We start from the raw sequence: 15312 nt of genomic DNA on the forward strand, positions 1-15312 counted from the left end.
GCACCTATTGCGATGGACGAAGGTTTGCGTTTCGCTATTCGGGAAGGTGGCCGTACTGTAGGCGCCGGTGTTGTCGCTAAAATTATCGAGTAATAAAGTTAAATTGCGTTGGCATGAGTTATGTTGATTCATGCCAATAAATTTAGGCCAGTAGCTCAATTGGCAGAGTGGCGGTCTCCAAAACCGCAGGTTGGGGGTTCGATTCCCTCCTGGCCTGCCAACTTACAAGTGAATATGAAAAGTTCAAACGAAAACCAAAGCAATACTATAGATATATTTTCATGGATAGCTGTAGTTCTTATAACTGCGGCGGCATTTTTTTGTACATATCACTATACTTTTTCAGGCCCGGTTTTGTCAATTATATGGCTTCTGTGGCTATTGTTGACTCTATTTTTGGGCTACATGACATCAGCAGGTAAACAAGTTTTTAAATTTGCTCAAGAGTCAAAAGTTGAATTGTTAAAAGTCGTTTGGCCAACACGCCAAGAGACGATACAGACAACAACCATTGTTATTGTTATGGTTGCAGTGACCGGATTTATACTCTGGGGGGTCGATTCAGTGATGATGTGGGCAATTGCTAAAATAACGCATTTAGGGTGAATTCGGTGGAAGAACACAAATCGAAACAATGGTACGTTGTACATGCCTATTCAGGCTATGAGAATTTCGTTATGCGCGAAATTAAATCTCGAGCACAACATCACAATTTAGAAGATAAAATTGGCGAAGTTGTTGTACCTTCAGAAGAAGTGATTGAAATGCGTTCGGGTCAAAAGCGCAAAAGTACACGTAAGTTTTTTCCAGGCTATGTATTAGTGAATATGGTTATGGATGATCAAACATGGCATATGATAAGAGCGATACCAAGAGTTCTGGGTTTTATTGGTGGAACAAGCCAGACCCCTACACCTATTACTGATAAGGAAGCTCGTGCAATCATGCAACGAGTTGAAGATGGTGTAACTAAGCCAAGACCTAAAATTCTATTTGAACCAGGTGAAGTGGTTCGCGTTAAAGAAGGTCCTTTTGTTGACTTTAACGGAGTGGTAGAAGAAGTCAATTATGAGAAAAATAGATTAAGAGTAGCAGTCTTGATTTTTGGACGATCTACTCCAGTAGAACTTGAATTCAGTCAAGTAGAGAAAACCTAGTTCGCTAAGGTGCCCTGAAACTCTTTTTAATGTTAAATTTATCTAGGAGTTTATGGGATATTTTTGTGTAAAAAAAGGGGAGCTGGAAAAAGCAGAAAGAAATTAAAACTTTCTGTAAAATCTGGCGCATGACCCATGAGGAGTAGATATGGCAAAAAAAGTAGAAGCTTATATTAAGTTGCAAATTCCAGCCGGTAAAGCAAATCCAAGTCCACCCGTAGGTCCTGCTTTGGGTCAGCGTGGTGTTAACATTATGGAGTTCTGCAAGGCGTTTAACGCAGCAACACAGCAAATGGAGCAGGGATTACCTACTCCGGTTGTAATTACTGTTTATAGTGATCGTAGTTTTACCTTCATTACTAAAACTCCACCGGCCTCTGTTCTTCTGAAAAAGGCTGCAGGTATTCAAAGTGGAAGTGGTACGCCCAACACTAAAAAAGTGGCCAAACTTAACGTCAAACAGCTTGAGGAAATTGCGAAGATTAAAGAGCCTGATTTAACTGCAGCAAGCTTAGAAGCAGCAGTTAGAAGTATTGCAGGTACTGCGCGCAGTATGGGTATTGACGTTGAAGGTTTAGAATAAGGGGGATGCCATGACAAGAGTATCTAAGAAGCAAAAGAAAATTATAGAGACAATTAAGTCAAATCATTTATACAGCGCGAGCGAAGCAATTAACCTGTTAAAGCAATTTGCTTCAACTAAATTTCGCGAAAGTTTAGATATAAGTGTTAACCTGGGTGTTGATCCTCGCAAATCAGATCAAGTTGTACGATCATCAACTAACCTACCTAAAGGTACCGGAAAAGTTGTACGTGTAGCCGTATTTGCACAAGGCGATAATGCTACTAAAGCTAAAGATGCTGGTGCTGATATTGTTGGATTTGAAGATTTAGCTGAGAAAATTAAAGGTGGCGCAATGGACTTCGATGTTGTTATTGCTACACCAGATGCGATGCGTATTGTCGGACAGCTAGGTCAGGTTTTAGGTCCAAGAGGTCTAATGCCGAACCCTAAAGTTGGCACAGTGACTACTAACGTTGAAGGCGCAGTAAAAGATGCGAAATCTGGTCAAGTACGCTATAGAACAGATAAGAATGGAATTATTCACTGCACAGTCGGAAAAGTAGATTTTACTGCGGAAGACATAATTGAAAACATAGTTGCATTAATTAATGATCTTAAAAAAGCAAAACCTTCTTCTGCGAAAGGTCAATACTTAAAGAAAATCTCTTTATCTACGACTATGGGCCCTGGTATAGCTATTGATATTTCATCAATACCTGTGTAATATAATCACCCATTTTTGAGAATTCACGGCATAGATTTGGTTCCATGCCGTCGAAGACCGCAGGTGCTAACGCTTAATTTCCTGCGCAGACGGTGAACCGGCTCCAATTTTAAAAGAGACGGCCACCATAACTGGCAAATCCTTGTGATTTGTATAATTAGGAGGTCAGTAACGTGACATTAAATTTAGCTGAAAAAAAAGCTGTTGTTGAAGAAGTGACTGAGGTCGCCTCAAAGGCTATTTCGGCAGTTGTTGCTGATTATCGTGGTTTAACTGTTAATCAAATGACGCAGTTGCGTAGTGAAGCACGCAAGTCCGGTGTTTATCTTCGCGTTGTTAGAAATACACTAACACGCCGAGCTTTTAAAAATACCGAATTTGAATGCTTGAATGACTTGCTTGTAGGCCCGTTATTCATTGCTTTATCACTGGAAGCACCCAGTGATGCAGCAAGACTACTTAAAGAATTCACGAAAACATTTGACAAGCTTGAGATTAAAGCATTATCCGTAGGCGGAAAAGTATATAAAGCAAATCAGATTGATGCTGTTGCTAGCTTACCGACTCGCGATGAGGCAATTGCCAAGTTGATGTACGTGATGAAAGCGCCAATTGAGAAATTTGTCAGAACTCTTGCTGAGCCACATGCTAAATTGGTTAGAACCTTAGCAGCAGTAAAAGATAAAAAAGCAGGTTAAATCTCATTTAATCATTAAATTAATTTTAAATCAGGAGCTAGTAATGGCTGTGTCAAAAAATGATATTTTAGAAACCATAGCAAACATGTCTGTTATGGAAGTAGTTGAATTAATCGAAGCTATGGAAGAGAAATTCAACGTTTCTGCTGCCGCTGCTGCTGTTGCAGTTGCTGCTCCAGCTGCCGGTGCTGCTGCCGCTGCTGAAGAACAAACAGAGTTTACTGTTGTTATGACCAGTTTCGGTGCAAACAAAGTTAATGTAATTAAAGCAGTCCGTGGAATTACTGGTCTTGGCTTGAAAGAAGCTAAAGACTTAGTAGAAGGTGCTCCTTCAACAATTAAAGAAGGCGTATCTAAAGATGAAGCTGCTAACCTTAAGAAAGAACTTGAAGAAGCTGGTGCTTCAGTAGAAGTTAAATAATAAAGCTATATCAGTGAGATAGAACCCAGCCATGGTTTCATGGCTGGGTTTACGTGTTTGAAGTCATCAATAATTTACAGAGGAAACACCATGGCCGTTGCAGAAGCTAAACCTCAATATTCGCATGCTGAGAAAAAACGATTTCGCAAAAGCTTTGGTAAGCAGGCCGATAAAATGGCAATACCAAATCTGCTTGAAATTCAACTTAAGTCCTATAGGGATTTTCTTCAGGCTGATAGCAAGTCAAACGAACAATTTAATACAGGATTGCATGCTGCATTTTCTTCTGTATTCCCGATTGAAAGCTTTTCTGGCAATGCACGACTAGAATATGTTGGTTATAAGTTAGGTGAACCAGCATTTGATGTTCGTGAATGCAAATTACGGGGCTTAACCTATTCTGCGCCACTAAGGGTCAAAATCAGACTTGTTGTTCTTGATAAGGACGCAAGCGAAGATCCTAAACCAATCAAAGATATCAGAGAACAAGATGTTTTTATGGGTGAAATACCTTTAATGACTGATGTTGGTACATTTGTGGTAAATGGTACCGAGAGAGTTGTTGTTTCTCAGTTACATCGTTCTCCTGGTGTGATATTTGAACATGATAAGGGTAAAACCCATTCATCTGGTAAGCTATTATATTCTGCACGCATTATACCTTACCGTGGATCATGGCTAGATTTTGAATTTGATCCAAAAGACTGTGTTTATGTTCGAATTGATAGAAGACGTAAATTACCAGTAAGCATTTTATTAAGAGCCCTAGGATACGAAACAGAAGATATCCTCAGTGAGTTCTTCGAAATGACTAGCTGTCATCTTAAAAATGGTGAATACCACATTGATTTAATTCCTCAACGACTTCGAGGCGAAATCGCTTCATTTGATATTCTTGTTCCTGAAACAGGTGAGCTTATCGTAGAGCAAGGTAGAAGAATTACTGCACGCCATATTAAACAAATGGAAAAAGCTCAGATGAAAGATCTGATTGTTCCACGTGATTATTTAATAGGCAAAACATTAGCTAAAAGTATTATAGATACTTTAACTGGCGAATTCATTGCACAGGCAAATGATGAAGTAACTGATGAGTCTCTCGATCTAATGGCTACCAGTGGAATCCATGAATTTGAGATGATTTATACCAATGACTTGGATCATGGTTCGTATATTTCAGATACATTAAAAATTGATCCTACCTCAAGTCAGTTAGAGGCGCTCGTTGAAATTTATCGTATGATGAGACCAGGTGAGCCACCAACTAAAGAAGCAGCTGAAGCTCTATTTAAAAATTTATTCTTTGTTGACGAACGCTATGATTTATCCGCTGTTGGTAGAATGAAATTTAATCGACGTGTTGGTAGAAAAAATGATGATGGGCCAGGTACCTTGACTAAAGAAGATATAATGGCTGTTATCAAGACACTTATCGATATAAGAAATGGTATTGGTATGGTGGATGATATTGACCACCTGGGTAACCGAAGGGTTCGTAGTGTTGGTGAAATGACAGAAAACCAATTTAGAGTCGGACTTGTACGTGTTGAAAGAGCGGTTAAAGAACGTTTAAGTTTGGTTGAATCTGAAAATCTGATGCCACAAGATTTAATCAATGCAAAACCAGTTTCTGCTGCGATTAAAGAATTTTTTGGCTCAAGCCAGTTATCACAATTTATGGATCAAGTTAATCCGTTATCGGGTGTAACACACAAACGTAGGGTTTCTGCATTAGGCCCAGGTGGTTTAACGCGTGAACGTGCAGGATTTGAAGTTCGCGACGTCCATACCACACACTATGGTCGTGTCTGTCCTATTGAAACACCAGAAGGTCCAAACATTGGTTTAATTAATTCATTATCTGTTTATGCAAGAACAAATGATTATGGATTTATTGAAACCCCGTGCCGTAAAGTAATTAATGGTCGTGTGAGTGATGACATTGAATATCTATCAGCTATTGAAGAAGTTGATCAGTATATTGCACAATCGAGCGTGACGCTTGATAAGGATGGAAATATTCTTGCAGACCTAGTCCCCTGTAGACATCAGAATGAATTTTCATTGACTACACCGGATAATATCAACTATATGGATATTTCACCCAAGCAAATCGTTTCTGTTGCTGCTTCTCTAATTCCATTCTTGGAGCATGATGACGCGAACCGTGCTTTGATGGGATCAAACATGCAGCGGCAAGCAGTGCCGACTTTACGTTCTGAAAAACCTCTAGTAGGCACAGGAATGGAGCGTATTGTTGCTTCTGATTCAGGAGTTTCAGTAGTTGCAAAACGTGGCGGGATAATTGATCTTGTTGATGCATCGCGTATCGTTGTTCGCGTAAACGATGATGAGACTACAGCTGGTGAAACAGGTGTTGATATTTATAACCTGACCAAGTACTTCCGTTCAAACCAGGATACGTGTATTAATCAACGTCCAATTGTTAATACAGGCGATATGATTCAAAGAGGAGACATCTTAGCTGATGGTCCTTGCACTGATATGGGTGAATTGGCTTTAGGTCAAAATTTACTGGTCGCCTTTATGCCTTGGAATGGATATAACTTCGAGGACTCTATTCTTATATCCGAACGTATTGTACAAGATGATCGATTCACAACGATTCATATTGAAGAGTTAACGTGTATTGCGCGTGATACTAAATTAGGTACTGAAGAAATTACTGCGGATATTCCGAATGTTGGTGAATCAGCACTTTCTAACCTAGATGAAGCTGGTGTGGTTTATATCGGAGCTGAAGTTAAAGCTGGCGATATTCTAGTTGGAAAAGTTACTCCTAAAGGAGAAACTCAACTTACACCTGAAGAGAAGTTGTTACGAGCAATTTTCGGTGAAAAGGCTTCTGATGTGAAAGACTCTTCATTACGCGTTCCATCTGGAATGAATGGTACGGTTATTGATGTTCAAGTATTTACACGTGATGGCTTAGAAAAGGATGCGCGTGCGAAAAGCATAGAAGAAGAGCATTTAGCTCGAGTTCGTAAGGACTTAGTTGATGAACGACGTATTCGTGAGGAAGATATTTATCATCGTGTAGCTAACATTGTACTCGATAAAGTAGCAACAGGCGGCCCAGGAAATCTGAAACCAGGATCAAAAATAAACCAAGAATATCTGGATAAAATTGATAGAGATAAATGGTTTGATATTCGTCTTGAAAACGATGTAATCAGCCAACAATTGGAACAGCTTTCTAAACAGCTTGAGTTGTTGTCTAAAGAAATGGAAAAGCGTTTCAATGATAGCCGTAAGAAAATAATACAAGGAGATGATTTAGCTCCTGGTGTATTAAAAATTGTTAAAGTATATCTTGCTGTGAAAAGACGTATTCAGCCAGGTGATAAAATGGCTGGTCGACATGGAAACAAAGGGGTTATCTCTATTGTAGTTCCGGTTGAAGACATGCCGCATATGGAAGATGGAACAGCTGTAGATATCGTTCTTAATCCATTGGGCGTACCTTCACGGATGAACATTGGACAAGTGTTGGAAACCCATCTTGGCTTAGCTGCAAAAGGTTTGGGAAATAAAATTGCTCAAATGCTTGATTCAAAACAAAATGCTGCTGAAATCAAATCATTTTTGCATAAGATATACAACCATGACGATGTACAACGAGTACACCTGGATTCTCTCAATGATGAAGAGCTATTCAGATTGGCAGATAATCTACGAGCTGGTGTGCCGATGGCAACACCAGTTTTTGATGGTGCTTCTGAAGAAGAAATAAAACGTATGCTACAGCTGGCAGATTTGTCTTCTGATGGTAAAACCTTCTTAATTGATGGTAGGACTGGAAGCAAATTTGATAACCCAGTAACTGTAGGTTACATGTATATGTTGAAACTAAACCATTTAGTTGATGATAAGATGCATGCTCGCTCAACTGGATCATACAGCCTGGTAACACAACAACCATTAGGCGGTAAAGCACAGTTTGGTGGTCAGCGCTTTGGAGAGATGGAAGTATGGGCTCTTGAAGCTTATGGTGCAGCTTATACATTACAGGAAATGTTGACTGTGAAATCAGATGACGTTGGAGGTAGAACAAAAATCTACAAAAATATTGTCGATGGCGATCATCGTATGGACCCAGGAATGCCTGAATCCTTTAACGTATTGTTGAAGGAAATTCGTGCCCTTGGAATAGATATCGAACTCGAACACGATTAACTTTTTCAGCGATACATACTGATTAACAAATTTTTGGAGGCATAGACTTGAGTACTCTAAACGACGATCCAATGAATGAACCGATGAGAAAAACACCTGTAATGAGCGATTTGCTCGGCATTCTTAAGCAACAGGGACAAAGTGAAGAGTTTGACGCAATTAAAATTGCGTTAGCTTCTCCTGAGCTTATTCGTTCATGGTCATATGGTGAAGTAAAAAAACCCGAAACAATTAATTATCGTACATTTAAACCGGAGCGAGACGGCTTATTTTGTGCAAAAACCTTTGGACCAGTAAAAGATTACGAATGCTTATGCGGTAAATACAAGCGACTCAAGCATCGTGGCGTTATTTGCGAAAAGTGCGGTGTCGAACTTGCACTTGCTAAAGTGCGTCGTGAACGTATGGGACATATTGAACTTGCAAGCCCAGTTGCACACATCTGGTTCTTGAAGTCATTACCCTCCCGCATTGGTTTATTACTTGACATGACTTTACGTGACATCGAGCGTGTTCTTTATTTTGAAGCGTTTGTTGTCGTAGATCCAGGAATGACCGAACTTGAGCGTGGGCAGTTGCTGAATGATGAAGTATATCTTGATGCAATGGAACAGTATGGTGATGAGTTTGATGCACGAATGGGGGCTGAAGCCATTCGCGATTTACTTCGTCAAGTTGATTTAGAAGAAGAAATCAAGAGCTTGCGTGAAGAATTGCCAACTACAAATTCCGAAACCAAAATTAAGAAAATCACGAAGAGATTAAAATTACTCGAAGCGTTCTACGATTCGGGTAACAAGCCTGAGTGGATGATCATGGATGTATTACCTGTTCTACCACCTGATTTAAGACCTCTAGTCCCATTGGATGGCGGTCGTTTTGCAACATCAGATTTGAATGACTTGTATCGACGTGTTATTAACCGGAATAATCGTTTGAAGCGCCTTCTTGATTTGAATGCACCTGATATTATTGTACGAAATGAAAAAAGAATGTTGCAGGAATCAGTTGATGCACTGTTGGATAATGGGCGTCGCGGACGTGCGATCACGGGTACAAACAAGAGACCGCTCAAATCCTTAGCAGATATGATTAAAGGAAAGCAAGGTCGTTTCCGACAAAACCTCTTAGGAAAGCGTGTAGACTATTCAGGACGTTCCGTAATTGTGGTTGGTCCGACTCTGAAGCTGCATCAGTGCGGTCTTCCAAAAAAAATGGCTCTTGAATTATTTAAACCATTCATATTTAGCAAACTCGAATTTAGAGGTTTAGCAACAACAATTAAAGCCGCTAAAAAAATGGTGGAGCGAGAAGAGTCTGTTGTATGGGATATTTTAGATGATGTAATTCGCGAGCATCCTATCCTGTTAAACCGTGCACCTACATTACATAGGCTAGGTATTCAAGCATTCGAGCCTGTATTGATCGAAGGTAAAGCGATACAACTGCATCCTTTAGTTTGTACTGCGTATAACGCAGACTTCGACGGGGACCAAATGGCAGTTCACGTGCCACTGACTTTGGAAGCACAGCTAGAAGCTCGCTCATTAATGATGTCAACTAATAATATCTTGTCGCCAGCGAGTGGTGAGCCAATTATTGTTCCCAGCCAAGACGTTGTACTTGGGTTATATTATTTAACTCGAGAAAAAGTTAATGCATTAGGTGAAGGGAAGATTTTTGTCAGTGCACAGGAAGCTCAGAATTTTTATGAGTCAGGACATCTTGATATCCACGCTAAAATTAAAATACGTATGCCTAAGGATGACGGAGATGGACATCATCTGGTAGAAACTACAGTTGGTCGAGCTATTCTTGCCGAGGTTCTTCCTAAAGGTATGACTTTTGCAACAATTAATCGTACTATGACCAAGAAAGTGATCTCGAAGGTCATTGATAGTTGCTATAGAAATTTCGGTTTGAAAGAAACTGTAATTTTTGCTGATAAGTTAATGTATACAGGCTTTAAGTATGCGACACGTTCTGGTGTATCAATTGGTATTGAAGATATGGAAATACCTGATGATAAAGCCAGTATTATTGACCATGCTGATAATGAGGTTCGCGAAATTGAATCTCAATTCCGTTCAGGCTTGGTAACCAATGGCGAACGTTATAACAAAGTAATTGATATTTGGTCCAGAACAAACGAATTAGTTGCTAAATCCATGATGAGCAAAATAGCAACTGAAGAAACTCGGGACGCAAAAGGTAATCTCGTCAGACAAGAATCATTCAACCCAATATTTATGATGGCTGACTCAGGCGCTAGGGGTTCTGCAGCGCAAATCAGGCAGCTTGCAGGTATGCGGGGATTGATGGCTGCACCAGATGGCTCAATTATTGAAACGCCAATTACCGCTAACTTCCGTGAAGGTTTGAACGTATTCCAGTACTTTATTTCAACGCACGGTGCGAGAAAAGGTCTGGCGGATACTGCATTAAAAACAGCTAACTCCGGATACTTAACACGACGTTTAGTCGATGTGGCTCAAGACGTAGTGATTACTGAAGACGATTGTGGAGTTGATACCGGCATTCTAATGCAACCTCTGATTGAAGGAGGCGATATTGTTGAGCCACTACATGAGCGTGTATTAGGGCGGGTCGTTGCTTCAGATGTTTACATTCCTAACCAAAGTGAACCTGTGGTCACTGCAGGAACATTATTAGATGAAGAGTGGGTTGAAAAGCTCGAAAAACAAGGTGTGGATCAAATTAAGGTTCGTTCACCGATTACTTGTCAAACTCGATTCGGGCTTTGTGCTAAGTGTTATGGTCGGGATTTGGCAAGAGGTCACCTTGTGAATACCGGCGAAGCTGTTGGTATTATTGCTGCTCAATCAATTGGTGAGCCTGGAACGCAGTTGACAATGCGTACCTTCCATATTGGAGGGGCTGCATCGAGAGCAACAGCAGCAAATAATATTCAGATTAAAACTAAAGGGGTTATTCGCTTACATAATATTAAGACAGTAACGCATGAAAATAAAAATCTAGTTGCTGTATCACGTTCCGGTGAGGTAACGATTGTTGATGAGTTCGGACGTGAGCGTGAGCGTTATAAGTTGCCCTATGGTGCCGTAATTTCAGTACATGATAATTCCTCTGTGGAGGCTGGGCAAGTTATTGCAACTTGGGATCCTCATACTCACCCAGTTATTTCTGAAGTAAGTGGTTATTTAAAATTCGTCGACTTAATCGATGGTATTACCATGAATCGACAAACTGATGAATTAACTGGTTTGAGTAATATTGTAGTTATCGATGCAAAACAACGAAGTGCTGCAGGTCGTGATTTACGCCCTATGGTAAAACTAGTTACTGAAAATGGGGAAGATATATATCTTGCAGGAACTAATGTGCCAGCCCAATACTATCTGCCTGTGGATGCTATCGTTAATTTTGAAGATGGTGGCCATGTCGGAATCGGAGATGTTATCGCACGTATCCCTCAAGAGCGCTCCAAAACCCGCGATATTACGGGGGGGCTGCCAAGAGTAGCTGATTTGTTTGAAGCCCGTAAACCCAAGGACTCAGCAGTTATGGCTGAAGTTTCGGGAATGGTTAGTTTTGGTAAGGAAACAAAAGGTAAAAGAAGATTACTTATTAATGTTTCTGAAGATCAATGTCATGAAGAGTTGATACCAAAATGGAGACATATTTCGGTTTTCGAAGGCGAGCATGTTGAGCGTGGCGAGCTAATCGCTGAAGGTGCACTCAATCCGCATGATATATTACGTCTGTTGGGTGTTGGTGCATTAGCTAATTACATCGTAAATGAAGTACAAGATGTATATCGTCTACAAGGTGTAAAAATTAATGACAAGCACATAGAAGTAATCGTGCGACAAATGCTGCGTAAACGAGTTATTACTTTTTCTGGTGATTCAAAATTCTTAGTAGGTGAGCAAGTTGAAGAAAGTGTCTTATTGCAAGAAAATGACAGACTTATTGCTGAAGAAAAACAAGCAGCTAGAGGGACTCCTATATTGTTAGGTATTACTAAAGCGTCATTAGCAACTGAGTCATTTATCTCTGCTGCTTCGTTCCAAGAAACAACAAGAGTACTAACTGAAGCTGCTGTAAGTGGTAAAATTGATGATTTACGTGGATTAAAAGAAAACGTGATGGTGGGACGCTTGATTCCTGCAGGAACAGGCTATGCATATCATCAAGGCCGAAAGGCAAAAAGAGCTAAGGCTGCAGCCGGTGAGCACCCAGTGCATACCGTTACTGCAAGTGATGTTGAGCATGCGTTAAGTGAAGCATTAAACGCAGACAATCAAGAACACTAGTTCGGATTCGAAAAAACGGCAGATTAAACTTGACAAATCTGCCGTGGCTATATAGAATCCGGCCTCCTTATGCATTCGAAATAATCAAAAGAGACAGATCGGAGTTAAGTATAAATGGCTACTATTAATCAGTTAGTAAGAAAGCCTCGTGTGGACGTAAAGAAGAAAAGTAACGTACCAGCGCTGGAATCATGTCCACAACGACGCGGTGTTTGTACGCGCGTTTACACTACTACACCTAAAAAACCTAACTCAGCTATGCGTAAGGTTGCTCGTGTACGTTTAACCAATGGATTTGAAGTTTCATCATATATTGGTGGAGAAGGCCATAACCTTCAGGAACACTCAGTTGTTCTTATTAGAGGTGGTCGTGTTAAAGATTTACCTGGGGTGCGTTATCACACTGTACGAGGTAGCTTGGATACATCAGGTGTTAATGATCGTAAACAAGGTCGTTCGAAATACGGTACAAAAAAACCAAAAGATAAAAAATAACTGATTGTAGGAAATTGAAATGCCTAGAAGAAGAGAAGTCCCTAAAAGAGAAATTTTGCCAGATCCTAAACATCATAGTGAATTGTTAGCAAAATTTATTAACGTGTTAATGGTCAGTGGTAAAAAGTCTACTGCTGAAAAAATAATATATGGTGCTTTATCTGTTTTAGAAGAGCGCGTAAAGAAGCTTAAAAAAGCTGATGAAGAAGACGGCGAATCTGGTTCAACAAGTGGTTCAGCTGTTGTTCTCCGCTACTTTGAAAATGCTTTGGATAATGTCCGCCCAAGCGTAGAAGTTCGTTCGCGTCGTGTTGGTGGTGCTACGTATCAAGTTCCTGTAGAAGTAAGAACAGATCGCAGTATTGCTTTGGGGATGCGCTGGATCGTTCAGGCTGCACGTACCCGTGGCGAGAAAGGGATGATGTTACGCTTGGCTGGTGAGCTGATGGACGCTTATGAAAGTAAAGGCTCTGCAGTGAAAAAACGTGAAGATACACATAAGATGGCAAAGGCTAACCAGGCATTTGCGCATTTTAGATGGAACTAAGAGAGAGAGGGTAATCCGTGTCTACTCCATTAAAACTATATAGAAACATTGGAATTGCAGCCCACGTTGATGCTGGAAAAACCACAACAACTGAGCGTGTACTGTACTATACTGGTATGTCTCATAAGATTGGTGAAGTTCATGACGGTGCTGCAACAATGGACTGGATGGTTCAGGAGCAAGAGCGCGGAATTACCATTACCTCAGCAGCAACAACTTGTTACTGGTCAGGTATGGACAAGCAATTCGAATCCCATCGTATCAACATCATTGATACACCTGGACACGTTGATTTCATGATTGAAGTGGAGCGTTCATTACGTGTTCTCGATGGTGCTGTTGTAGTGTTCGACTCCGTGTCTGGTGTGGAGCCACAATCAGAAACTGTTTGGCGTCAAGCAAACAAATATGGCGTACCACGCATCGTATTTGTTAATAAGATGGATAGAATGGGGGCAAACTTCCTTCGGGTAGTTGCCCAAATTAAGCAAAGACTTGGTTCAAATCCTGTCGTTGTTCAATTACCTATTGGTGCAGAAGAAGAATTTAAAGGGGTTATTGACCTCATAAAAATGAAGGCAATTCACTGGGATGAAGAAAATAAAGGTATGACCTTCCAATACAAAGAAGTGCCTGCGGATTTGAAAGACCAATGTGAAGAGTATCGTGCTCTACTTATTGAATCTGCTGCAGAAGCAACTGAAGAGCTGATGGAAAAATATCTTGAAGGTGAAGAGCTTACTGAAGAAGAGATCAAAAAGGCACTCCGTCAACTAACAATAACCAACAAAATTGTTCCGGTTTTCTGTGGGTCAGCCTTTAAAAATAAAGGTGTTCAAGCAGTTTTGGATGGCGTAATTGAGTATCTCCCTTCTCCAACTGATATTCCTGACGTTCAAGGTATAGATGAAGATGGAGAACCCGCTTCTCGTAAAACAAGTTATGATGCGCCATTTTCAGCTTTGGCATTTAAAATTGCTACAGACCCATTTGTTGGCACGTTAACTTACTTTAGAGCATATTCAGGTATTTTAAAGAGTGGTGATACAGTTTATAACTCAGTGAAGGCTAAGAGAGAGCGTATAGGCCGTTTGTTACAGATGCACGCAAACTCACGTGAAGAAATTAAAGAAGTAAGAGCAGGAGATATTGCTGCTGCTGTTGGACTAAAAACAGTAACAACGGGTGATACCTTATGCGATACTGACAGTGTTGTCATTCTAGAAAGAATGGATTTTCCAGATCCGGTAATCGCAGTTGCTGTTGAGCCAAAAACTAAAGCAGACCAGGAAAAAATGGGTATTGCTCTTGGTAAGTTAGCACAAGAAGACCCATCATTCAGAGTACATACAGATGAAGAATCAGGTCAAACGATTATTGAAGGTATGGGTGAGCTTCATCTGGAAATTATTGTTGACCGCATGAAGCGTGAGTTTAATGTGGAAGCCAATGTGGGTAAGCCTCAAGTTGCTTATCGTGAAACACTGAAACAAAAAGTGGAACAAGAAGGTAAATTTGTTAGACAATCTGGTGGACGCGGTCAATTTGGACATGTGTGGTTAAAAATTGAGCCTCAAGAGCCTGGAAAGGGTTATGAGTTCATCAATGAAATTGTTGGTGGTGTTATTCCTAAAGAATACATCCCAGCTGTTGATAAAGGGGTTCAAGAACAAATGCAAAATGGCGTTATTGCTGGATATCCAGTAGTGGACGTTAAAGTAACCTTATTTGATGGTTCATTCCATGAAGTAGACTCAAGTGAAATGGCGTTCAAAATCGCAGGATCAATGGGTTTCAAACAAGGTGCATTAAAGGCCAAACCAGTTTTACTTGAACCAATTATGAGTGTTGAAGTAGTTACTCCTGAAGACTATATGGGCGATGTTATGGGTGACCTTAATAGACGACGCGGTCTTGTACAGGGCATGGAAGATTCACCAGCAGGAAAAATTGTTAGAGCTGAAGTACCACTTGCAGAGATGTTTGGTTATTCGACCGATTTACGTTCTGCTACCCAAGGAAGAGCAACATATACTATGGAATTTTCTAAGTATGCTGAAGCTCCAAATAACATTGCTGAAGCAATTATTAAGAAACAATAAAAAGTTAAAACGAGGTTATTGAAATGGCGAAGGAAAAATTTGAGCGTAAGAAGCCACACGTAAACGTTGGCACGATTGGTCACGTAGACCACGGTAAGACTACATTAA

At 40.4% G+C, this 15312-nt stretch carries 13 protein-coding genes and 1 tRNA gene; all 14 read left to right on the forward strand.

Features of this window, described 5'->3' with window-relative positions:
• The coding region (locus Lpar_RS18385) for an EF-Tu C-terminal domain-related protein (protein WP_076547599.1) at nt 1-93 on the forward strand (93 nt) is incomplete at its 5' end.
• A gap of 51 nt (nt 94-144) precedes the next feature.
• A tRNA-Trp gene (locus Lpar_RS01210) sits at nt 145-220 on the forward strand.
• 14 nt (nt 221-234) lie between these two features.
• Nucleotides 235-606, forward strand: a complete 372-nt coding sequence (gene secE, locus Lpar_RS01215) for a preprotein translocase subunit SecE (protein ID WP_058516186.1) — start codon at nt 235-237, stop codon at nt 604-606.
• A 5-nt stretch (nt 607-611) separates the two neighbouring features.
• On the forward strand, nt 612-1157 hold the full coding sequence (gene nusG, locus Lpar_RS01220; protein ID WP_058459055.1) for a transcription termination/antitermination protein NusG: 546 nt from the start codon (nt 612-614) through the stop codon (nt 1155-1157).
• Between the two features lie 148 nt (nt 1158-1305).
• Nucleotides 1306-1740, forward strand: a complete 435-nt coding sequence (gene rplK, locus Lpar_RS01225) for a 50S ribosomal protein L11 (RefSeq protein WP_058516187.1) — start codon at nt 1306-1308, stop codon at nt 1738-1740.
• 10 nt (nt 1741-1750) lie between these two features.
• Entirely contained in the window at nt 1751-2446 is a 696-nt protein-coding gene (gene rplA / locus Lpar_RS01230; RefSeq protein ID WP_058516188.1) for a 50S ribosomal protein L1, read from the forward strand.
• Between the two features lie 173 nt (nt 2447-2619).
• A complete protein-coding gene (gene rplJ, locus Lpar_RS01235; RefSeq protein ID WP_058516189.1) occupies nt 2620-3144 on the forward strand; it encodes a 50S ribosomal protein L10 in 525 nt (174 codons plus the stop codon).
• 43 nt (nt 3145-3187) lie between these two features.
• A complete protein-coding gene (gene rplL, locus Lpar_RS01240) occupies nt 3188-3565 on the forward strand; it encodes a 50S ribosomal protein L7/L12 (protein WP_058516190.1) in 378 nt (125 codons plus the stop codon).
• 90 nt (nt 3566-3655) lie between these two features.
• Nucleotides 3656-7762, forward strand: coding sequence for a DNA-directed RNA polymerase subunit beta (gene rpoB / locus Lpar_RS01245; protein ID WP_058516191.1), 4107 nt, complete (start codon nt 3656-3658; stop codon nt 7760-7762).
• A gap of 101 nt (nt 7763-7863) precedes the next feature.
• A complete protein-coding gene (rpoC, locus tag Lpar_RS01250; protein ID WP_058516194.1) occupies nt 7864-12060 on the forward strand; it encodes a DNA-directed RNA polymerase subunit beta' in 4197 nt (1398 codons plus the stop codon).
• A gap of 114 nt (nt 12061-12174) precedes the next feature.
• Nucleotides 12175-12555, forward strand: coding sequence for a 30S ribosomal protein S12 (gene rpsL / locus Lpar_RS01255; RefSeq protein WP_010654837.1), 381 nt, complete (start codon nt 12175-12177; stop codon nt 12553-12555).
• A gap of 19 nt (nt 12556-12574) precedes the next feature.
• Complete coding sequence (gene rpsG, locus Lpar_RS01260; RefSeq protein ID WP_058516192.1) at nt 12575-13102, forward strand: 30S ribosomal protein S7; 528 nt, start codon at nt 12575-12577, stop codon at nt 13100-13102.
• 17 nt (nt 13103-13119) lie between these two features.
• Nucleotides 13120-15204: an elongation factor G gene (fusA, locus tag Lpar_RS01265; protein WP_058516193.1), complete on the forward strand. Its 2085-nt coding sequence runs from the start codon at nt 13120-13122 to the stop codon at nt 15202-15204.
• Between the two features lie 23 nt (nt 15205-15227).
• A partial coding sequence (locus Lpar_RS18390; RefSeq protein ID WP_080443379.1) for a GTP-binding protein occupies nt 15228-15312 on the forward strand: 85 nt, incomplete at its 3' end.

The sequence above is a fragment of the Legionella parisiensis genome, from assembly GCF_001467945.1.
In the GTDB taxonomy this organism is placed as follows: Bacteria; Pseudomonadota; Gammaproteobacteria; order Legionellales; family Legionellaceae; genus Legionella; species Legionella parisiensis.